Raw genomic sequence first — 17,094 nt, 5'->3', positions numbered from 1 at the left:
TTGTCCTAAACAAGGGTCGGCCGTTTATCGTTCCTCGCCACAACAGGTCGGCAGTGTCCGGCGGCACAATTGCGGTGTCCTGCGGAACGCGAAATGCGCCGCATCCGTTGTAGATATACGAGGGCAAGCGAGGAGACCGTCATGGCAGATACGAAAACCACCTATCCCCCGATCCGCGACAAGTCTGGTCATGACCATGAACGCGCCGCGCCCGGCCAGGATACCCAAGGTACCGGCGGCGTCGGAGCCCGGCCGACCGATAACCATGGCGGCGGAGCGGCGAAGGATATTCCCCTCGACACCCGAACCGGTGTTCAAGCGGGAAGCCCCCGCGGCAAACCCAGCCAACAGGGATAGTTTTCAGAAAATCGCTGGGCGACGGCCGCGCGAGAGCCGGTGCCTCCGGAAAAATGGCCAGAACGCGGGGGTGCGCCGGTGGATGAGCCAATCAGCCGGACGGAAATGAAAACGATCGGCAAGGTCTGGGTTTCTCGATCGCCGATACTGCCGGCGTATTACGCCCAGCATTGGCAAAGATACCGGTCGGATTTTCTGCAGCAGCTCAGGAGAGGCCAGATCTGTGAAAATCGCGACCTACAACGTCAATGGCATCAACGGACGGCTTCCAGTGCTTTTGCGCTGGCTTGAACTCGCCGAACCGGACATCGTTTGCCTGCAGGAATTGAAAGCGCCGCAGGACAAGTTTCCCGAGACCGCGATTGGGGCAGCGGGCTACCAGGCTATCTGGCATGGGCAGAGCCGTTGGAACGGAGTGGCAATCCTCAGCAAAATCGGCGAAATTCACGAGACCCGTCGCGGGCTTCCTGGCGATCCTGAAGATACGCAGAGCCGCTATATCGAAGCAGCGATCAACGGTATGCTCATTGCCGGGCTCTACCTCCCCAATGGCAATCCGAGGCCAAGCACCAAGTTTGAATTCAAACTGAGATGGTTCGAGCGATTGCGGGATCGGCTTGCCGAACTTGTCGCGCTGGAAGCTCCGGTGATTGTTGCGGGAGACTTCAACGTCATGCCAACGGATCTCGACGTCTATGCCCCCGAGCGCTGGCGCGACGATGCGCTTTTCGCGCCGGAGGTGAAGGCGGCTTACGCCGGCCTTCTTGAGCAGGGATGGACCGATGCGCTTCGGCATCTCCACCCGCATGAAACCAATTACACGTTCTGGAAATACTGGCGCGGTGCCTTCGAGCGCGATGCAGGCCTCAGGATCGATCACGTCCTTCTCAACCCGGTGGCATCCAGGCTTCTGGTGGCTGCCGAGGTCGACCGGCGCGCGCGTAGCTGGGAAAAGACCAGCGATCATGCACCTGTCTGGATCGAGCTTGGCAATGAGACGGTTCGCAAGTCTCGGCGCAAAGCATAGGAGCACGATATGATCCCGGAGAAATTCCTGCTCGATGCCAATGACTGGGTGCCCAACAATCAACGCCTGCCGGTGCTGATATACCGAGGCGTGGAAGGCGGCGAGGCGGAACAGATCGCCGAAGCCTTCGAAAGACGCTTCGCAGAGCATGGCTAGCCGCCGAAATGGCGCGACACGATATTCGATTATCATCACTATCACTCGACGGCTCATGAGGCATTGGGCGTGGCGCGCGGCCGCGCCTCGCTGATGCTGGGCGGACCAGGCGCCCTGACCGTGAGTGTCAAAGCGGGTGATGCACTCGTGCTCCCGGTCGGCACCGGCCATTGCCTGATCGAGGCCAGTGAAGATTTCTTGGTTGTGGGCGCCTACCCCGAGGGGCAGGTTTGGGATATTTGCCAGGACTCGCCATCGAAGGCGGCACTCGAGCGCATCCAGACGATGGAAGCAACCAAGCAAGATCCCGTTTCTGGTGGATGATCGCGAAGTTGCGCGAACAGGAATCGCCCGGCTTCACGCTTCGACCTCCACTCGTCTCAAAAAGCAAAAGCTCCGTGGCCTTTCCTATTCGGACAGCACTTGAGGAACGAATAGCTGGGGAACGAACCCGTCAACGGCGCACTTACTATTGCAAGCCCCGAAAACGGAGGATTCCATGGCAGACGAGTTCACCGACGCAATCGCGCTGTTAAAGGCCGACCACCGGAAGGTCGAAGACCTGTTCCAAAAGTTCGAAGCCGCGCGCACGTCATCCCAGAAGAAATCACTTGCGCACGAGATTTGTATCGAGCTCAAGATCCACACCACCATCGAAGAGGAGATCTTTTACCCGAGTTTCCGAGGAAAAATCGAGGACGACACGCTCGATGAAGCCTATGTCGAACATGATGGCGCCAAGATTCTGATCAACGACATCGAGGCAGCCTCGCCGGAGGACAACTTCTTCGCAGCCAAGGTCAAAGTGCTGTCCGAAGAAATCAAGCACCACGTCCACGAGGAGGAAATGCCTTCTGAGGGGATGTTCGCGCAGTGCCGCAAGGCAGACGTCGACCTCATCGAACTGCGGGACCGGATGCTGGCTCGGAAGAAAGAACTGCTTGCCGCAGCGAGAGGCGGAAGCTTGCCCGCTGCAAAACCAACCGCAGTCAATCTCATCGCCGCCTGAGAAGGCAGACGGCCGGCCGATCGTCGTTCCGGTCGAGAATTAGGACCATCTCTTGAGCCAAAACGACAAGGCACCGTGAATCGATGAGCACTCCAGACAAGCCAAGCGCCCGAAGATTGAGCCGCGCCGGCATCTTTGTCGTCGTCGTTATTCTCGCGGTTATCGTGCTGGTTTTTGCCGCGCGCAATATTTGGCATGCTGAAAAGCTGGATCAGGAGCAGGAAACCGGCGTCAAAGAACAGAGCGGCCTCAATTAATCTCAGCAGTTTTCCGGCATTGCTAATGCCTGAGGCGGTACTGGGCCGCGCACTGCAAGCTACCTCGCCGGATAGATGCCCCGCTGCAGATCGCTCATCCGTTGGACGATAACGCCCGAACCTATTCTACTGCCCGGGTGCTCGAAACGCGAACGATGAGGAGAGGTAAGATGGCGCGCTTCGGCTACAAGCTCATGAGCGAAGAACACGGTCCAAAGGCCTTGGTCGAGAATGCTATAGCCGCCGAACGCGCGGGTTTCGATTTTGTCTCTATCTCCGATCATTACCACCCATGGCTCTTCGCGCAGGGTCATGCCTCGTTTGCCTGGAGCGTGCTTGGAGCAATCGCACACGCAACCTCGCAGATCGGCATTACGACAGGTTTGACCTGCCCGATTATCCGCTATCACCCGGCAATCATCGCGCAAGCCGCCGCGACGATTGCGATCATGAGCGACAACCGCTTCTCACTGGCAGTTGGGGCGGGCGAACGGCTCAACGAGCATGTGACGGGAAATCTGTGGCCCTCCATCCCGGAGCGCCATGCCATGCTGGAAGAGGCCATCGATATTTTCCGACTGTTGTGGTCCGATGGGGCTCATAGCTTTCAGGGCGCCTTTTTCACGCTGGATCATGCCCAGATCTTCGACCTCCCGAGCGAGCCGATCCCTGTTATCCTGGGAGTGAGCAGCCCGGCGTCGCTCGAACTGGCAAGATCCAAGGCGGACGGCATCATGACAACCGATCCCAAGGCGCAGATTGCCAAAAGCTCTCCGGAGGGTCCGAGATACGTCGAGGTCGCTCTCGCTTATGCGCAAAGTGAGGAAGAGGGACGCAAGATTGCGCATGGGCGCTTCCGTTTTTCGGCGTTCGACTGGTCGGTCAACAGCGAGATCCCCACGGTGGAGGGCTTCGAAACGGCAACGAAATTCGTGCGCCCCGACGACCTTGCCGACAAGATCCCTGCCGGCCCCGACGCCGACAAGCACCTTCAAGCCATAAGGAAAGCCCTTGATGCTGGCTTCGACCACATCGTGTTGACAGGAATTGGCCCGGATCAGGCCGGGTTCCAGCGCTTTTTCGAGGAAAGCCTGCGTCCCCGACTAGGTGGATAGGCGGTTTGGCACCACCGGCGATTGCAGCGCAAGCCGCCGCGAAGCTTCCAGTTAGAGGATGAAGCGACATGACAGATAACAAGGAAAAGGACCTCGCGCAGGGCGTCGGCTCAATCGTCAAGGGCTATGCAAAGCGACTTGCAGGAGAAATCGCCCCGCGCCCCGACCTTGTGGTGGAAGGCGAAAGGGAACAGACCGAGGGCCTGCGCCGCATCCGCGACGCGCAACAGAAAACACAGGAGCAGAAGGCGGATTGAAATCAGGAGGACAGGACGCAATGTCCATTTCCTCCTCGATAAGTCACCCACCGGGCCAGGGGAAATGCTGCAAATGCGCGGCGCTCTTGATCAACGACATCTACCGGCGACTTGGCGGTTTGACCTAAGGGCCAAGTAGCCTGGCCGGTTAATCAGGCTCCGGTTCGCGCGCCAACGATAAGATAGCGCCATACCCCAACCGCGTTGATTGCGAGCAGGACCAGGTTCTGCCAGCCGATGCCCTCGCTGTCCGGATTTAGGAAGCCCCAGGCGATAAGGGCAAGTGAGCTGGAGACAAATATGACCATCGCCCACCCGGTCCACATCCTGCCCAGATTGAGCGATACAAGCAGCGATGCGACCACTGCGGCGCCCGCGCCGTAATATTGAAGCGCATCTCTCAACCAATCGGACATCTCAAGCCTTTCCACGCGGCACGACGCTGATCTTGCCGCCGCGCTCCAATGTGGCGAGTCCCACGTTTTCGACATGCGCGACCTGTTCCATCCGCAGGCCTTCCATCAGATCGGCTGTGCTGATGCCATGGCGTTTCATGGCTTCTGCGTCGATCCGATCATCTTTGACGAGTACTGTCGAACGGCCTTTGACGAAGCTCGCCAATGGGTTCCAGCGAACTGTGGCCATTGCGAAAAGGCGGTGCAGCACGACCAGCAACAGCGTCGCGGCCAGGGTTGGAAGGAATGGCGCCTTGCCGGTCATGGCGCGACTGATGTTCGATCCCACGATAATGGCCACGACGATATCGAGCGGCGTGAGGCTCGAGAACGTGCGCCTGCCCGCGACACGGATGCATGCAATACCATAAATGAAAAGGATGATCGCCCGGACACAAAGCTGAGCGGTGCCAGGCGATCCTTCGTCCGGACCTATGATCGATTGCAACCATTCCATCTCCGCTCTCCCGAACAATCTACCCGGCGGCGGCCAGCATCGCGGCGTCAGCGCCGGTTAGTGCCTTGGGATCAAATTGGCCGAAGCGCCATTGTTCCCTCGAAGCACTTCACGAGGAGGACAAAAATGCCGGTTCCCGGGACCCTTGATGTCAATGAAGCAACCGCGGAGGAACTCGACGAGGTGCCATGTCTGAAAGGCCGCGGATTCGAAATCGTACGTTACCGCGAGGAAAGAGGTCGGTTCACTGATCGACGGCAGCTTGATGAAGTCCCCGGATTATCAGGGAAGGTGGACCCTTCGGCAAAACTATCGGTACGAACGCGATAACGGCTTGGCGGCCTCGTCCCCGTCAGGGATGCTCAGAAAGTGACACCGACCCCGGACAGCTAAGCTTGTTTCAGTAGAGAGCAATTCCACGGGTTCCCCTAAGAGCGCCCCCTTTCACGACGCGGGGGATGGCGTACCCCAGCGCCGAGGATGGCGCACATCCCCCCTTCACCAAGCGACGTGACAGTTCGCCCCTTAGGAGCGAACTGTCACAGTCCGGGATCAAATTCTCCGCTTGCGTGGGTCAATCAATAGCGAGGCGAGAGTCCGTATCGCACCCTCTCCTGTTCGACCTCCTCAGCCGTGTAGGCAGGAGCATTCTCGTCGAATCGCGTCCAACCATTCTCCCGGTAACGGGCTCCGCGCGCAGCAATATCGACGGAACCGACGGTATCGACTGCAGCATTGGCGCGATCGACTTCGGCATCGTCAACCTTCGCACTCAAAAGCACTCCGCCGCGCCGCACGCCCTCAGAATAGACCTGCGCCTCCTCGTCGCTGTGTCCGGCATGTGTGAGCGCACCGACGATTCCGCCAGCTGCTGCGCCGCCGACTGCGCCAACGCCTGCACCGACCGCAGCAGCGGCCAGCCATCCGGCGGCAACGATCGGACCGAGCCCCGGAATAGCCAGCATACCCAACCCGGCAAGAACGCCGCCAGCGCCGCCCAGCACAGCGCCGGCGGAAGTACCTGCAGCGACTGCGCCGCCCTCGCTCACACCCTCACGGATATGTTCCCCGCGGGAATTGTTGGCAATGACGCTGATATCGTCCCGAGGCACACCAATGCTTTCAAGCTCGCGAATTGCCTCCGCGGCATCCGCATAGTTGTCGAAGAGACGAGTGATTGTCTTTGTCATGATCTTTCTCCGCGCTGGGGGGTCAGTGGACGGTGACATTGCCCTTGTAATCGAGTGCAACCGTCACGGGCTTGCCGTGCCGCATGGCCTTCCCCTGCCAGACGCCATTCTCGTTTTGTGTAAGCTTGCCGATGTTCGTGTAGCCGGCCTTGGCAATCCGGCCTCGTGCCTGATCCTCTGTGAAGGAGTTGTGCCCCTTCGCAGCGTTTCGCGTGGTGGCTACAGTGGGGTCCTTAACCGCCGGGTTGTGCGACTGCGCGTAGGCAGCAGAAGACCCCAGCGCGGCAGCAAGTGCCGCGGCAATTACAATTTTCATGATGTTTCTCCTCTCTGCTGACCTAACGAATCCGCGCGCTGTTGGTTGCCCGGAGAGGTCGCTGCAGAGAAACGTTTTGCCGTCTCGTCGGCTCTTACTGCAGAGGTTCAGACCATCGGCAAGGACCGACTATGGATCAATTGTTCACAAGAATCGCAACGGCAATCGCGGGCGCGGCCGGAAAGCCGATCACGTTTGCTCTGGCCTTGTTGATGATAATCGTTTGGGGCGTATCGGGCCCTGTATTTGCTTATTCCGACACCTGGCAGTTGGTCATCAATACTGGCACAACGATTGTGACCTTTCTGATGGTTTTCCTTATTCAAAACAGCCAGAATCGCGATGCGGCCGCGATGCAAGCCAAGCTTGATGAAATGATCCGCGCGCTTGACGCTGCCCGCGAGCAATTCATCGGAATAGAGCATCTCACTGCGGCGGAGGTCGAAAAAGTGCGCTCAGCGCTTGAGAAAGAAGTGGGCGAGAACGAGCCAATGGCCGGAACTGCGCACGAGAGCGTCAAGAATATGCAAAAGAGGTTTTGAGGTATTTGCGGCGCAGGCTTTGGAATGGGTATTCGTCAGCGATCGAAGAAACGACAAAGCCGCTGACGCGCCGTTCGCCGGTAAGTATGCGCCCGTCGCGGTTGGAGTCAGAAAACGCCCCCATCTCAGTCGTTCGGCAACCATTTTGGCGATCCTATAAGCCGCCTGTCCGCTTTTCTATAGGACTACACCGGGAGCCCAGCGCAGCAGCTGTGCACAGTGTGCGAAACTGCGCAAATTCTGACAGTAGGTTGCGAGGTCTATCGCTTCGGACTCTCGTTCCATCGCACAGTATCTGGACCGGTCCGACTTCAGATTCAAAAAATGATGGGTCGTTTAGTGAAGCGGGCACGGGCCCGTGCGTGGAGAGCGCTATGACGATATATACGCTCAAGTTTGCTGAAGATCGCCACGGTCCTGCCAAGAACATTCAATTCGAAGCCAGCGATCCCGCCGCAGCCCTGCAATTGGCAGAGAAAGAACCTGCCGAACGTCGTGCCGAACTCTGGGAAGGATCCCGTAAGCTCTGCGAGATCAAACGCACGGTCGGGAACGTCTGGCCAGTAGGCAAGTAGGCACGTAGTCCGAAGCCCATCAAGCGCTAATATATCCGTAACGTGACCCCCGGCTTGAATGCTGGTTCTGGCGCAGGGGCAGCGCGTGGGCCGGGAACGAAACAATCAGAAAGAAGATTAGGACCGCGACTGTGGGTATGCAGGTTGGAGGAGAGAGATGAATATCTACACGCTACGGTTTTCAGACGACGAAGAAGGCGTCGCGCAGCGTCTGGAATTCAGGGCAGATGATCTGACCTCTGCGCTGATAATCGCACACCGTGAAGCTGCGCGCAGGAGCGCCGAGCTTTGGGAAGGTGCGAAGAAGCTCTGCACGATCCGCAAGCCGCAGGAAGTGGCCGCGAGTTTGACTCATTACGCTTTCTAGCGGTCCCCCGTCGTTCCAGTGCAACTGGCAGGCCACATAGAGGTACGCCAAACGGAACGACCGCTCCGCTTAACCACGGAAATCGGGTTGTCGACGCAAAAAGCGGGCCCATCCGAGCCACCAGCTATTGCTCAGCCGCGTCAAAGGCTTGCCTGCATGCTTCCATGTGCGGCCAGTTTTCCCGGATCCAAGAGGTAAAACCCTCAAGGGCAGGGAGCATGCTTGCGCCCATTCCGCCTCGCTCTCGTTCTCTGCCGGGCCTTCGCTTTCCAGAGCGGCGACAGCCATTGGACGGGCCGCGACCGTGCAGCCCCCGCAGCGCGACGTGTAGTTGGATGGCGGGAAGGCCATCCAGCGCGGCACCAAGCCCTCTCGCCGGATACGCCCGCCTCGCCTGTAAGATGCCCGCGAATGATCGCGCGCAAGGTCTTCGCCTTTTCGTTTGCATTGGCGTCCGCCACCAGCTTTCCTACTACTTCCGCCACCATGCCCAGCAACACCTCGCGGTTCCGCAGCGTGTCGAGGAAGGCATCGTCCGCCTCCCACCACTTGGCCATATCGGCACCGATTTCGGTACCGACTGCCTCAATTGCCGCGCTTCCTGAATCCAGCGCCCCGCCCATGACGAGGGTCAGGAGTTCCATCACTTGCGAGTCGGGCAGTGCGATCAGGCGGGCGAACAGCCTGCACAGATGGCACTGCGTGCCGCACATCCCGTAGCCCGTTCCGCCCATGATCGTGGATACGTTATCGGGCAGATCGAGAAGCGCCAGAACCGCGCGCCGCCGCTCGTCGAAGACGGCTTCCGCCCAGCTATCGTGAACGCGGGCCTTGACCGCGTCGCTCTTTGCGGTCTGCGGTTCCACTAAGATCCGCCAGAGGGGCAAGCCTGCAATCGCACGGGCCACCATCAGGCGCAGCGCGACCCCCGGCCGCTCTATCAGCCCATCCGGCGCGGGGCATAGAGCGCCATCCCGCCCATGCGGGAGGCGCCAAATCAATCCTCGATCAGATCGGATCGTCCTTACGCCCCGTCGCTGGAAACGCTTCCACTTCCTCCGGCATTTCCAGCCTCCCGGGCAATTCCCTCTTGCCGAACACTGCCGGCCTGGGCCGCCTGGGCGCGGCTACACTCCAGCAATGGCAGGACACGGCTCCATTCCATGAGGACAGCTCTCTTCACGGGCAGCGCAGTCAAGTCCGCCAGCCGCCTCCCGAGATAGCCCCGGCGCTCCGCCTTCTCCATGATCGAACGCACTTCGCTTTCGCTCCAGCTCGTCCATTCGCCGGCAGGAGCAATCAGATTGGGCGCAAAGGCCGGCAAGACCTCTTCGACAAGGATGCGCTCAAGCTCTGGGATTTCGTAGGGCGCACGGGCCAGAAGGTCGGCAACCCGAACGATGTCGCCTAGCGAAAGCTCGGTATCGAGGAAAAGCTGACTGAGCGCTGTCCAGACCGGCAGCCTCTCATCAATGGGACTGCACAGGTTCATGACACAACCATGCCCGTATCCTGCTCCACACGCCAGCGCGATCTCGGCCCGCAATAACCTCGGCTAATCCCTTTGGCTCATTGCCCAAACTGCCAGGGGGTCCATGGTGACATTCTTCGGTGGAGGTGGAGGGCCAACTTCAGCGAAGAGAAAGGGGCTGGGGCGTGCGACCCGACCCAGCAACGGCGGCCGGCTTAATCTTACCCCTGGGCCCGCCGCCGGCCCTGACTTTCCCGGTCATATCGCCTCCGACAGTCGCATGACCAGGCCGGATCGGCGGCATCACCTTGCGTTCCAGCCGTCTTTTGCATGAATGCTGCGATGCACAATTCGACACGGTCAGCACTGACGCTGGGCTGCTCCCTCCTCTTTGCGGCATGCGGCGCGATTGGCCGCTTCACCTTACAGATGGTGGAGACACGCTACCAGATCCTGACATTCTGCCTGCTGGCAGCACTCCTGGAATTGTCGGTTTCGTCGAGAGATCCTGCCCCCGCGGTCTGGCGGATCATGGTGAACTCCACTGCGGCGGCTGTAGCGATCATCGCCGTAAAATGGCACCTCGAGGGCATTTCGCCGCTATTGCTGCAGGTCCTGAGCTAACGCTAGGAAGATCGTTCCGCCCGGAAGGCCGTAATCAGCCCCCCGGACGGATGCAATTCGTCAGAAGTCGGTCCAGTAACCATCGTCCTGAGCCGAAACCCGCGACGCGACAGCCCGTAGAGGCGGCCCTGACCGACGAGACGACGCTGCAAGCGCCGACAACCTGCGGACGGAAGCCAGCAGAGCCGGCGCCGATCTTGAAGTCAGTTGCATGCTCGGAGAGCATGGAAATCTCGCTGGAAAGATTGCGCGCAGCGGCCGAGGTTTCTTCGACCATGGCCGTATTCTGCTGCGTGGACTGGTCCATGGCACCAATGGCTGCGCTGATTTCAATAGTCGCCGTCGATTGCGCCGTTATCCGCCGCCCTGGTGCGGAGCAGGCCGTGGACTTCGCCGAGATCGGCGGCGATGGCCTCGAGCGTCCGGTCATCCTCGGGAAGCAGGCTCAACTCAGATGGCAGCTATCTTGTTGGTGCCTGTCAGAACCACACAAACTGGAAGCGGCCAACGAAAGGTACTCCTCGATAGTTTTCCCTTCGGCCACCACCGGCCACAGGAGAAAATCGATGGGAATGTCTGAATATGATCCCCGCGCGGAAGCGCGCAAGGCGTGGAATGCTGGACGTAAGCTTGGCGCAAAACGGCCGCTGAAGCCCAAACAGGTTTGGGCGATCCGCTTCTTCTTGGATCAGCACGGACGCGTTCGGGACCGCGCGTTGTTCGATCTCGCGATCGACAGTAAATTGCGAGGCTGCGATGTGGCTAAAATCAAGATCGGCGAGCTCGTCGTGGGCGGACAAATCCGGACACGGGCTATCGTAATCCAACAGAAAACGGGACGACCGGTCCAGTTTGAACTGACCGCCGATGCTCGCGGCAGCCTTGAGTTTTGGCTGGATCGTCGAGGCGGCACTCTTGACGATTTCGCGTTTCCAAGCCGCATAGATCACGCCGCCCATCTGAGCACACGGCAATATGCTCGCCTTGTCGACGAGTGGGTGACCGGCATCGGCCTTCGCCGCGAAGAATATGGTACGCACTCGCTGCGACGTACGAAGGCGTCGATCATCTACAAGGCGACGGGTAACCTGCGGGCGGTTCAGATCCTTCTTGGACACACGAAGATCGAAAACACTGTGCGCTATCTCGGCGTTGATGTGGAGGACGCCCTTGCCCTGGCAGAAGGTACGGAAATCTGAGCGACTGGCTCCTCGTCCTGACGAGGAGCCAGATCAACAGCGATCGCCTAAGTCAAAACGTGCAGCATCCTTTTCGTCGATTTCAAGCTGACGGTCGGCTTTGTAGCTGCGGTCGCCCCCCGCAAAGTTGAGTTGCGGTACAGGTAGGATAAACATTCTTTTGAGATCAAACCGATCTGATTGATTGGATATGGAGAGCCACGCGATGAAAGTGTGTATGACCGCAATCGCCGGATTTGCGTCGGCGCTGGCAGCGCAAGTCGCCCTCGCGCAGCCGCCGTCCGGGCTGGCCGATCTTATTGGGGCGCGGGCCGCAGGCGGTGAAACGCAAATGAAGGCACACGGCTACCAATTCGTGAAGGGTGAGAAAGGCGACGATCGAAGCTATACGACATGGTGGAATCCCGAAACGCGTCAGTGCGTCACGGTGGCGACGATGAACGGTCGCTATGATTCGATCGCCGAGACGTTGCCTGTCGATTGCGGACAAAGCGCTGGGCGCGGTGGTTCCGAAGCACGCCATGATGATCGTGATCATGGCTATCATCCTGACATCGGTTATGGCGCATCATCGGGCGGACAGCGCCAGTCGCCAAGTTTCGTTGAGGATCGTGACCGCTATCAGGTGAACAACCGCTACGTCGACCTTGGCTTGGTATGTTTCGGTGACGGCCAAAGGGCCGGAGTATCCACAACGTATGGCTGGTCCTGGAACGCGCAGACCGACCGGTACGATTATGGTAATCGCACCGAGATGACGGGACAGCAGTTCGATGCATCTTTGATGCTTCAGTTCTGGGAAGGCGGCGGTCGCATCCGGCTACCCAAGAAGCTGGTTCCGCCAATCAACAGTCGAGGCAATGACGGCTGGTGGGATCTCTATGATGTAGAAATGGGGTCTGACATCATCCGGGCAAAATACCGGCTGAATGGCCTAAACAAACCGTCGGTGACGATTGACCGCCGCAGCGGCCAGATCAGCGTCCAGGGGATGGCGCCTTACGCATTCCGTGGCACTTGTGACCTGATCGACGGTCGGGAGCATCGCCGTTTCTGAGGGGGCCCAACTGCCCATTTACAAAACCCCCGGTCGCGAGCGCCTCGTTTCAGGCACTCAATAGTCGGCTTCCCCTCCCCGTAAGCCGCCACAACCAGGCCGCCTCCTGATCCGAGTTGACCACACACATTCCAGGGCGATGACCTCGGCCGAATTTGCCGCATCGGCCGGGGTTAAGCCCGACCGATGAATTGCCTGATCCCTTGTTCTGGACCGTGTTAAAACCGGACCAGGGTCAAGAGAACGAGATCAGTCGACCATGGTGGCGACTAACCGCCGAAGGTTGTCGCGGCTAAGAAGGCCGGACGATTTTTGGGGCAGAATGTCACGCCCGATGAGCTGATGGTACGTGGCATTTTCAGGGCGCTTCTGCGCGCCCGATGTGATGATTTGCATGGTATCCTACGGTGCGGAATGTGTTCCGCCTTTTATCTTCTGAAACCGCTGCGCCGTCTGGGCGGCCCTCCGGCCTGACCCGGCGTTCTCTCGCGAAACACGATCCGACCTTTGGTCAGATCGTAAGGCGTCATCTCGACATGCACACGGTCGCCGACCACTGACCGGATGCGGTATTTTCGCATCTTGCCTGCCGTGTAGGCGATAATCTTGTGCTCATTGTCGAGCATGACTGCAAAACGTCCATCGGGGAGGATTTCCTCGATGTAACCTTCCATCGTCAGCAATTCTTCCTTGGCCAATCCATGATGTCCCGAATACGAGCGCGCCAGCCGTCATGCATGCGCAAAACGGCGATCATGAAAGGCAAGCTAATGCTTGAGGAAAAGCCCGCATAATATGCAGGTGAGCGTTCGGTAAATACGACGCAGCGATGTTCATATACACGTAAAAATCCATTTTTCAACAGCTGAGCGTAATTTTAATATTTTCTCCGATTTCCGGAATACGCTCGCTGAATCGCTGAAAATCGCGTACAAGAATTTTATTGTCGGCAATTTTCGCACGTCGACGACTGAGAGACCGAGCGCGCTCCCGCAAAAGGAGAGGCCGCATGGATCTTAATCAGCTACTTTTTCATCATCAGGTTGCGCTTATCGACTACGCTGCGCGCGACAAAAGCGATGATCACTGTGGGTCGCGTTTTGATCTGGTGCGACATTACGAAACACGGATCGCGCGGCTGCGTCATGACATGGGTGTCGCGACATATCCGCGCTGGGCATGAATTGGCCACCGCCAAACTCCTCTACGTGCCTTCGTTCCCGACCGACCGGCGTGGCGCCATGTGGGCGGCTTTGGAGTCGCAGAGCTAGAGCCGATCGATCTTTGCAGCGGCGCAGTGAGATAGTCGGCCTTGCCTTCGCATTGCTTGGCGGTCGCTTAGCTGCGCGGAATTTTCTTTTCAGCCCCGGCCCCGGCTTTGGGCAAACCATGCTTGAAACAGCCACCGCTTCTGAAATCGGTCAAATCCAGATCACCTCTCTGCTCTGGAAGTTCGCCGCGCACCGGATGCGGCCCTATCAGTAGGACATCGAAAGTGGACAACAAGGACAAGCCTGGCCAACCGGCGCGGCCGAAAGCGCGTTGGTCGGATAGTACAAAGCTGGCACCTGATGCGGCGAGGCGGCAAGGTCAGGTGACGAAGCTCGCGTTCGAAACTCTCGGTGGGCGAGACGCGGCTATTGCCTATCTCAACACCCCGTGCAGCACGTTGGGCGGCCGTCCGCTCGATCTTGCGATTGGGTCAGCCGATGGCCTGGACCGAGTGGGGCGCGCTCTTTCAAGCTTTAAGCGAGCAAGCTGATCGACCATCGAGTGTTGGGTCGCGTTTATCTGCGTCAAAATGCGGGATGCCGAGTTTTTGGAACCCTCATCGCAGTTGATCTCATTGAAATTGATCGCCTGTGATTAGACGTATGTTTGAACGGGATTTATGGTTTTGCGCATCATGTCGATGCGATATTTTGGATCAAAGTCGTAAAGATATCTCGAATATACCTATCTAATTTTCTCTCATGCGCGTAGAAGGGATGGGCTGACACGTCGCCTGCGACGGATATCGGGCCGCCAAGGCTCCCCTTTGTCCCTTACTAGCCTCACGAAGCCGGGATGCGCCAACGTTGGCGCATGCCCGTCATACCTGTATTGGGCAAAGGATTCCCAGATGATTACCGGCACCGTCAAGTTCTTCAACGCCGACAAGGGCTATGGCTTCATCGCTCCCGAAGATGGCAGCGGCGACGCTTTTGTTCACATCAGCGCCGTTGAACGTGCAGGGATGAGCACCCTCACCAAGGACCAGCGTGTTTCTTACGAACTCGAAACGGATCCTCGCGGCAAGACCTCGGCAGTAAACCTCCAGTCGGCCTGATCCAGCGTGACCGGCGGGCCTTTTCCAAGGCCCGCCGATTTTAGCCATCAGTGCCGGAGTAGTCGAGATGTCATCGCTGACGTTCTATCGTGAACAAGCCGAATTCCAGATGACTGCGGCCGATGCAGCAAGCTTGCCGCAAGTACGCGGCCGCTGCCTGAGAGCTGCGTCTGCATGGACAGAACTAGCTGACCGTGCTCAGAGACTTGAAGAAGCCCGCAAGGTGAAGGCCGCGCAAGAGCAACTTCGCCTTAGCGAATTGGCTGGGGTGAATTGAGCAGAAATGGCTTTGGGCCTTCGAAATCTCTAATGGCCTCCTGCTTGGCCAGGCATCTGCGCGAACTGGGGCAAGTCGTCGGTAATGGTAAACCAGGGAGCCTTGTCTGCCACAAAGACGTGTACCGCTGGCGCCAAGCCGGGGTCGTCGTCCAGCCCTCCCAATTGAATTCCAAGCATTGAAGGTTCTCCGGCAGGGTTGAAGCTGCCAGAAACCGCGTTCGTGTCGACATGGTTCACGATCGGCGAGCCGCATTCCCGGCAAAACCCTCGACGGGTCCCTGGGGACGATTCGTAGAATTTGACGAGATGTTCGCCCTCGATCCACCGAAAGTCGGCTGCTTTGACTCTGGCCCTTGAGCGGAAAGCTGCTCCATGCTGCTTGCGGCACATCGTGCAATGGCAGTTGGCTGGCCCCAAGATCGGCCCGCTGATGGCGTATTTGACGCCGCCGCAGAGGCAGCTTCCTCTGATTTCTGACATCTTTTACCTCTCAGCGAATACGTTCGACGTTTGGCAGAACATAGCTTCCGCTCAGTATCGCCTCGTTTGGTACGTAAGTGCGCAATAGCACGGCGAACTGGTCATCGGGAGCAGGGAGCCAATTCGCCCTGCCCTCCGCATCGGCGGGCTCCTCATGCGACAACACCAGAGTCAACGAGCCGTCAGCGCCGAACGCCAATTCGTTTGCGTCCAGGCTCACCGTTCCAATGTTGTGCCGCCCATTGGGGCTGGTGGGCATCATGAAATAGTCGCGATCGTACATGGTCAGCGACCAGAAGCCGCCTTTGGCCGTATCGATAGGCGGCAGTTGCCCTTTCTCGAAGCGCATCGTGTAGCGGTACCGGCCTTGCAGCAGCGCCCCTTCGGCATCGGTCCCGCGGATCAGGTAGACCGCTTCGCGGTAGTGGTTGACGTAGATGTAGATCACTGCCGCAAGCGCCCGCCCGTACCAGTCGGTGCCCCAGTCGGCGCCATTCTCCTGCCGCTGCCACCCATTGCCGGCGTCGGTGCCCACCTGATCGTACCGCGCGCCCTCGTAGAGTTCGGCATCGGCGGTCAGCGCAGCGCGGTCCAACAGCGCTTTCCAGCGCGGATCGCTCTGGCGCAATCCCAGCAGAGTCCGCGCCTGAGCCGCCATGGCCGCATCGTTCACGCCCACCTTCGGATTGGCGTCCAGAGCCTTTTCCAGATCGTCCCAGAAGCTCGCACCGTGCACCGGCCGGATACGCAGCAGATCCGGATCGGCGGCCAGCATCTCAGCGGTCAGCCCAGCGGGGTAGACCTTGTTGCGCGCGCTTGCCTCGCAATCGAACTTGCGCCGGCCCGGCGCATCCGCGCTTAGCGGATAAGCCCCCATCTGGTTGAGCACCGCCCGCGCCCTGGCCTTCCCCTCCGGCGTGCGCGCGGCAAAGCTACGCGCCATGGCCACACCGATGTTCGTCGGCGAGCGCAGCACATCCACGAACCCTTCGGGTGTACTGCCCTGCCAATCGGGCCCTACCCATAGGTACTTACCCGCCGGCGTCGCCGATGCCGAGCCCAATTGGTGCGTCACCGTGGTGAAGGCATCGACGATCTGGATCGTCCAGTAATGCCCCTGGGGCACGTCGTCCGGCGTCTGGATAACCACCGGCTCATCGCCCAGATCGGCGAAACAGGCGCCGTAGATCGTGTCATTATTGGGCGTCACCACTTTGCGCTGGGCAGCGGGCAGATAGTCGTCGACATAGCCCATCCAGTTCTTGGGGCAGCCGGGAAAAAGCCCCATCGCCATACCGGGCCCATGCCCTTCCATAAGCGCCCAAGTGCTGGTCCGCCCCACGGTGTTCACCAGTGGATGCCCCCAGACGTAGACCACGCGGGCCAGCGCTTCGACATAGTGCTCGCTGGTCAGGCTGGCGGGCACGCCGGCACCATTGGCCAGCGCCGGATTAGCCGGCGTGAACTGGCGGACTAGGTATGGTGCATTTGAACGGGGCGAGGTGTCGACCATGACGGAAATCTCCTGGCAATCGCTCGCCGGAGCCTATCGACCTTCGTTCACACCAATCATTG

General features: G+C 59.2%; 29 protein-coding genes. 19 read left to right on the top strand and 10 right to left on the bottom strand.

The genetic code is table 11. From position 1 onward, the window contains the following. Positions 1 to 141: 141 nt before the first annotated feature. The 8 genes from ACZ1JC_RS01545 (at position 142) to ACZ1JC_RS01510 (ending at position 4,178) form a co-directional block, all read left to right on the top strand. Positions 142 to 357, top strand: coding sequence for a hypothetical protein (locus ACZ1JC_RS01545; RefSeq protein ID WP_465139663.1), 216 nt, complete (start codon positions 142 to 144; stop codon positions 355 to 357). A gap of 223 nt (positions 358 to 580) precedes the next feature. After that, entirely contained in the window at positions 581 to 1,384 is an 804-nt protein-coding gene (gene xth / locus ACZ1JC_RS01540) for an exodeoxyribonuclease III (protein WP_465139664.1), read from the top strand. A gap of 9 nt (positions 1,385 to 1,393) precedes the next feature. Continuing rightward, positions 1,394 to 1,540: a hypothetical protein gene (locus tag ACZ1JC_RS01535; protein ID WP_465139665.1), complete on the top strand. Its 147-nt coding sequence runs from the start codon at positions 1,394 to 1,396 to the stop codon at positions 1,538 to 1,540. A 69-nt stretch (positions 1,541 to 1,609) separates the two neighbouring features. Continuing rightward, complete coding sequence (locus ACZ1JC_RS01530) at positions 1,610 to 1,864, top strand: hypothetical protein (RefSeq protein ID WP_465139666.1); 255 nt, start codon at positions 1,610 to 1,612, stop codon at positions 1,862 to 1,864. A 175-nt stretch (positions 1,865 to 2,039) separates the two neighbouring features. After that, positions 2,040 to 2,549 (top strand): hemerythrin domain-containing protein, encoded by a 510-nt coding sequence (locus ACZ1JC_RS01525; protein WP_465139667.1) that lies wholly within the window; start codon positions 2,040 to 2,042, stop codon positions 2,547 to 2,549. An 83-nt stretch (positions 2,550 to 2,632) separates the two neighbouring features. Further along, positions 2,633 to 2,806, top strand: coding sequence for a hypothetical protein (locus tag ACZ1JC_RS01520; RefSeq protein ID WP_465139668.1), 174 nt, complete (start codon positions 2,633 to 2,635; stop codon positions 2,804 to 2,806). A 170-nt stretch (positions 2,807 to 2,976) separates the two neighbouring features. Further along, complete coding sequence (locus ACZ1JC_RS01515; protein ID WP_465139669.1) at positions 2,977 to 3,921, top strand: TIGR03557 family F420-dependent LLM class oxidoreductase; 945 nt, start codon at positions 2,977 to 2,979, stop codon at positions 3,919 to 3,921. Positions 3,922 to 3,989: 68 nt separating this feature from the next. Further along, positions 3,990 to 4,178: a hypothetical protein gene (locus ACZ1JC_RS01510; protein WP_465139670.1), complete on the top strand. Its 189-nt coding sequence runs from the start codon at positions 3,990 to 3,992 to the stop codon at positions 4,176 to 4,178. Positions 4,179 to 4,330: 152 nt separating this feature from the next. On the opposite strand, the gene ACZ1JC_RS01505 is transcribed toward ACZ1JC_RS01510, so the two are convergent. Beyond that, complete coding sequence (locus tag ACZ1JC_RS01505) at positions 4,331 to 4,594, bottom strand: hypothetical protein (RefSeq protein ID WP_465139671.1); 264 nt, start codon at positions 4,592 to 4,594, stop codon at positions 4,331 to 4,333. Position 4,595: 1 nt separating this feature from the next. Further along, on the bottom strand, positions 4,596 to 5,090 hold the full coding sequence (locus ACZ1JC_RS01500; RefSeq protein ID WP_465139672.1) for a DUF421 domain-containing protein: 495 nt from the start codon (positions 5,088 to 5,090) through the stop codon (positions 4,596 to 4,598). A gap of 126 nt (positions 5,091 to 5,216) precedes the next feature. Here ACZ1JC_RS01500 and ACZ1JC_RS01495 point away from each other — a divergent pair, with 126 nt between their 5' ends. Beyond that, positions 5,217 to 5,420, top strand: a complete 204-nt coding sequence (locus ACZ1JC_RS01495; protein WP_465139673.1) for a helix-hairpin-helix domain-containing protein — start codon at positions 5,217 to 5,219, stop codon at positions 5,418 to 5,420. A 248-nt stretch (positions 5,421 to 5,668) separates the two neighbouring features. On the opposite strand, the gene ACZ1JC_RS01490 is transcribed toward ACZ1JC_RS01495, so the two are convergent. After that, entirely contained in the window at positions 5,669 to 6,280 is a 612-nt protein-coding gene (locus ACZ1JC_RS01490; RefSeq protein WP_465139674.1) for a hypothetical protein, read from the bottom strand. Between the two features lie 22 nt (positions 6,281 to 6,302). Then, positions 6,303 to 6,596: a hypothetical protein gene (locus ACZ1JC_RS01485; RefSeq protein WP_465139675.1), complete on the bottom strand. Its 294-nt coding sequence runs from the start codon at positions 6,594 to 6,596 to the stop codon at positions 6,303 to 6,305. A 131-nt stretch (positions 6,597 to 6,727) separates the two neighbouring features. Here ACZ1JC_RS01485 and ACZ1JC_RS01480 point away from each other — a divergent pair, with 131 nt between their 5' ends. From ACZ1JC_RS01480 to ACZ1JC_RS01470, 3 genes are all read left to right on the top strand, one after another. Next, the gene (locus ACZ1JC_RS01480) at positions 6,728 to 7,138 is read left to right on the top strand and encodes a low affinity iron permease family protein (protein ID WP_465139676.1); all 411 of its coding nucleotides are present in this window, start codon (positions 6,728 to 6,730) and stop codon (positions 7,136 to 7,138) included. 374 nt (positions 7,139 to 7,512) lie between these two features. Then, positions 7,513 to 7,713 carry a hypothetical protein gene (locus tag ACZ1JC_RS01475; RefSeq protein ID WP_465139677.1) on the top strand — a complete coding sequence of 67 codons (201 nt, stop codon included), beginning with the start codon at positions 7,513 to 7,515 and terminating at the stop codon, positions 7,711 to 7,713. A 157-nt stretch (positions 7,714 to 7,870) separates the two neighbouring features. Then, positions 7,871 to 8,080, top strand: a complete 210-nt coding sequence (locus tag ACZ1JC_RS01470) for a hypothetical protein (RefSeq protein ID WP_465139678.1) — start codon at positions 7,871 to 7,873, stop codon at positions 8,078 to 8,080. Between the two features lie 203 nt (positions 8,081 to 8,283). Here ACZ1JC_RS01470 and ACZ1JC_RS01465 read toward each other — a convergent pair whose 3' ends face one another. Then, on the bottom strand, positions 8,284 to 8,946 hold the full coding sequence (locus ACZ1JC_RS01465) for a hypothetical protein (RefSeq protein ID WP_465139679.1): 663 nt from the start codon (positions 8,944 to 8,946) through the stop codon (positions 8,284 to 8,286). Positions 8,947 to 9,104: 158 nt separating this feature from the next. Then, entirely contained in the window at positions 9,105 to 9,572 is a 468-nt protein-coding gene (locus ACZ1JC_RS01460; RefSeq protein ID WP_465148478.1) for a DUF7079 family protein, read from the bottom strand. A gap of 309 nt (positions 9,573 to 9,881) precedes the next feature. Between ACZ1JC_RS01460 and ACZ1JC_RS01455 the strand changes: the two genes are divergently transcribed. The 3 genes from ACZ1JC_RS01455 to ACZ1JC_RS01445 all read left to right on the top strand — a co-directional run bounded on the left by ACZ1JC_RS01455 (position 9,882) and on the right by ACZ1JC_RS01445 (position 12,431). Beyond that, a complete protein-coding gene (locus ACZ1JC_RS01455; protein WP_465139681.1) occupies positions 9,882 to 10,175 on the top strand; it encodes a hypothetical protein in 294 nt (97 codons plus the stop codon). 566 nt (positions 10,176 to 10,741) lie between these two features. Continuing rightward, positions 10,742 to 11,374: a tyrosine-type recombinase/integrase gene (locus ACZ1JC_RS01450; RefSeq protein WP_465140247.1), complete on the top strand. Its 633-nt coding sequence runs from the start codon at positions 10,742 to 10,744 to the stop codon at positions 11,372 to 11,374. Between the two features lie 217 nt (positions 11,375 to 11,591). After that, positions 11,592 to 12,431 (top strand): hypothetical protein, encoded by an 840-nt coding sequence (locus tag ACZ1JC_RS01445; protein ID WP_465139682.1) that lies wholly within the window; start codon positions 11,592 to 11,594, stop codon positions 12,429 to 12,431. Positions 12,432 to 12,680: 249 nt separating this feature from the next. Here the strand turns inward: ACZ1JC_RS01445 and ACZ1JC_RS01440 are convergent, their stop codons facing one another. Continuing rightward, positions 12,681 to 12,827 (bottom strand): hypothetical protein, encoded by a 147-nt coding sequence (locus ACZ1JC_RS01440; RefSeq protein WP_465139683.1) that lies wholly within the window; start codon positions 12,825 to 12,827, stop codon positions 12,681 to 12,683. A gap of 32 nt (positions 12,828 to 12,859) precedes the next feature. After that, the gene (gene infA, locus ACZ1JC_RS01435; RefSeq protein ID WP_465139684.1) at positions 12,860 to 13,129 is read right to left on the bottom strand and encodes a translation initiation factor IF-1; all 270 of its coding nucleotides are present in this window, start codon (positions 13,127 to 13,129) and stop codon (positions 12,860 to 12,862) included. Positions 13,130 to 13,440: 311 nt separating this feature from the next. Between infA and ACZ1JC_RS01430 the strand changes: the two genes are divergently transcribed. The 4 genes from ACZ1JC_RS01430 to ACZ1JC_RS01415 all read left to right on the top strand — a co-directional run bounded on the left by ACZ1JC_RS01430 (position 13,441) and on the right by ACZ1JC_RS01415 (position 15,037). Continuing rightward, on the top strand, positions 13,441 to 13,614 hold the full coding sequence (locus ACZ1JC_RS01430) for a hypothetical protein (protein WP_465139685.1): 174 nt from the start codon (positions 13,441 to 13,443) through the stop codon (positions 13,612 to 13,614). A 312-nt stretch (positions 13,615 to 13,926) separates the two neighbouring features. Then, positions 13,927 to 14,193, top strand: coding sequence for an antitoxin Xre/MbcA/ParS toxin-binding domain-containing protein (locus ACZ1JC_RS01425; RefSeq protein WP_465169056.1), 267 nt, complete (start codon positions 13,927 to 13,929; stop codon positions 14,191 to 14,193). Between the two features lie 360 nt (positions 14,194 to 14,553). After that, positions 14,554 to 14,760, top strand: a complete 207-nt coding sequence (locus ACZ1JC_RS01420) for a cold-shock protein (RefSeq protein WP_465139686.1) — start codon at positions 14,554 to 14,556, stop codon at positions 14,758 to 14,760. Positions 14,761 to 14,827: 67 nt separating this feature from the next. Next, positions 14,828 to 15,037: a hypothetical protein gene (locus ACZ1JC_RS01415; protein WP_465139687.1), complete on the top strand. Its 210-nt coding sequence runs from the start codon at positions 14,828 to 14,830 to the stop codon at positions 15,035 to 15,037. A 29-nt stretch (positions 15,038 to 15,066) separates the two neighbouring features. Here the strand turns inward: ACZ1JC_RS01415 and ACZ1JC_RS01410 are convergent, their stop codons facing one another. Next, positions 15,067 to 15,519 (bottom strand): GFA family protein, encoded by a 453-nt coding sequence (locus ACZ1JC_RS01410; protein ID WP_465139688.1) that lies wholly within the window; start codon positions 15,517 to 15,519, stop codon positions 15,067 to 15,069. A 10-nt stretch (positions 15,520 to 15,529) separates the two neighbouring features. After that, positions 15,530 to 17,032, bottom strand: a complete 1,503-nt coding sequence (locus ACZ1JC_RS01405) for a DUF1254 domain-containing protein (protein ID WP_465139689.1) — start codon at positions 17,030 to 17,032, stop codon at positions 15,530 to 15,532. Positions 17,033 to 17,094: the final 62 nt, after the last annotated feature.

The organism is Sphingomonas sp. BL-S-28, from assembly GCF_055521515.1.
This window is presented reverse-complemented; position numbering and strand designations above follow the sequence as displayed.

Bases quoted from the DNA above. Each gene is read 5' to 3' on its own strand.
- ACZ1JC_RS01545 (WP_465139663.1), top strand. From the start codon at position 142: ATGGCAGATACGAAAACCACCTATCCCCCGATCCGCGACAAGTCTGGT.
- ACZ1JC_RS01535 (WP_465139665.1), top strand. From the start codon at position 1,394: ATGATCCCGGAGAAATTCCTGCTCGATGCCAATGACTGGGTGCCCAAC.
- ACZ1JC_RS01525 (WP_465139667.1), top strand. From the start codon at position 2,040: ATGGCAGACGAGTTCACCGACGCAATCGCGCTGTTAAAGGCCGACCAC.
- ACZ1JC_RS01520 (WP_465139668.1), top strand. From the start codon at position 2,633: ATGAGCACTCCAGACAAGCCAAGCGCCCGAAGATTGAGCCGCGCCGGC.
- ACZ1JC_RS01515 (WP_465139669.1), top strand. From the start codon at position 2,977: ATGGCGCGCTTCGGCTACAAGCTCATGAGCGAAGAACACGGTCCAAAG.
- ACZ1JC_RS01510 (WP_465139670.1), top strand. From the start codon at position 3,990: ATGACAGATAACAAGGAAAAGGACCTCGCGCAGGGCGTCGGCTCAATC.
- ACZ1JC_RS01505 (WP_465139671.1), bottom strand. From the start codon at position 4,594: ATGTCCGATTGGTTGAGAGATGCGCTTCAATATTACGGCGCGGGCGCC.
- ACZ1JC_RS01500 (WP_465139672.1), bottom strand. From the start codon at position 5,090: ATGGAATGGTTGCAATCGATCATAGGTCCGGACGAAGGATCGCCTGGC.
- ACZ1JC_RS01495 (WP_465139673.1), top strand. From the start codon at position 5,217: ATGCCGGTTCCCGGGACCCTTGATGTCAATGAAGCAACCGCGGAGGAA.
- ACZ1JC_RS01490 (WP_465139674.1), bottom strand. From the start codon at position 6,280: ATGACAAAGACAATCACTCGTCTCTTCGACAACTATGCGGATGCCGCG.
- ACZ1JC_RS01485 (WP_465139675.1), bottom strand. From the start codon at position 6,596: ATGAAAATTGTAATTGCCGCGGCACTTGCTGCCGCGCTGGGGTCTTCT.
- ACZ1JC_RS01480 (WP_465139676.1), top strand. From the start codon at position 6,728: ATGGATCAATTGTTCACAAGAATCGCAACGGCAATCGCGGGCGCGGCC.
- ACZ1JC_RS01475 (WP_465139677.1), top strand. From the start codon at position 7,513: ATGACGATATATACGCTCAAGTTTGCTGAAGATCGCCACGGTCCTGCC.
- ACZ1JC_RS01470 (WP_465139678.1), top strand. From the start codon at position 7,871: ATGAATATCTACACGCTACGGTTTTCAGACGACGAAGAAGGCGTCGCG.
- ACZ1JC_RS01460 (WP_465148478.1), bottom strand. From the start codon at position 9,572: ATGAACCTGTGCAGTCCCATTGATGAGAGGCTGCCGGTCTGGACAGCG.
- ACZ1JC_RS01455 (WP_465139681.1), top strand. From the start codon at position 9,882: ATGAATGCTGCGATGCACAATTCGACACGGTCAGCACTGACGCTGGGC.
- ACZ1JC_RS01450 (WP_465140247.1), top strand. From the start codon at position 10,742: ATGGGAATGTCTGAATATGATCCCCGCGCGGAAGCGCGCAAGGCGTGG.
- ACZ1JC_RS01445 (WP_465139682.1), top strand. From the start codon at position 11,592: ATGACCGCAATCGCCGGATTTGCGTCGGCGCTGGCAGCGCAAGTCGCC.
- ACZ1JC_RS01440 (WP_465139683.1), bottom strand. From the start codon at position 12,827: ATGCAAATCATCACATCGGGCGCGCAGAAGCGCCCTGAAAATGCCACG.
- ACZ1JC_RS01430 (WP_465139685.1), top strand. From the start codon at position 13,441: ATGGATCTTAATCAGCTACTTTTTCATCATCAGGTTGCGCTTATCGAC.
- ACZ1JC_RS01420 (WP_465139686.1), top strand. From the start codon at position 14,554: ATGATTACCGGCACCGTCAAGTTCTTCAACGCCGACAAGGGCTATGGC.
- ACZ1JC_RS01415 (WP_465139687.1), top strand. From the start codon at position 14,828: ATGTCATCGCTGACGTTCTATCGTGAACAAGCCGAATTCCAGATGACT.
- ACZ1JC_RS01410 (WP_465139688.1), bottom strand. From the start codon at position 15,519: ATGTCAGAAATCAGAGGAAGCTGCCTCTGCGGCGGCGTCAAATACGCC.
- ACZ1JC_RS01405 (WP_465139689.1), bottom strand. From the start codon at position 17,032: ATGGTCGACACCTCGCCCCGTTCAAATGCACCATACCTAGTCCGCCAG.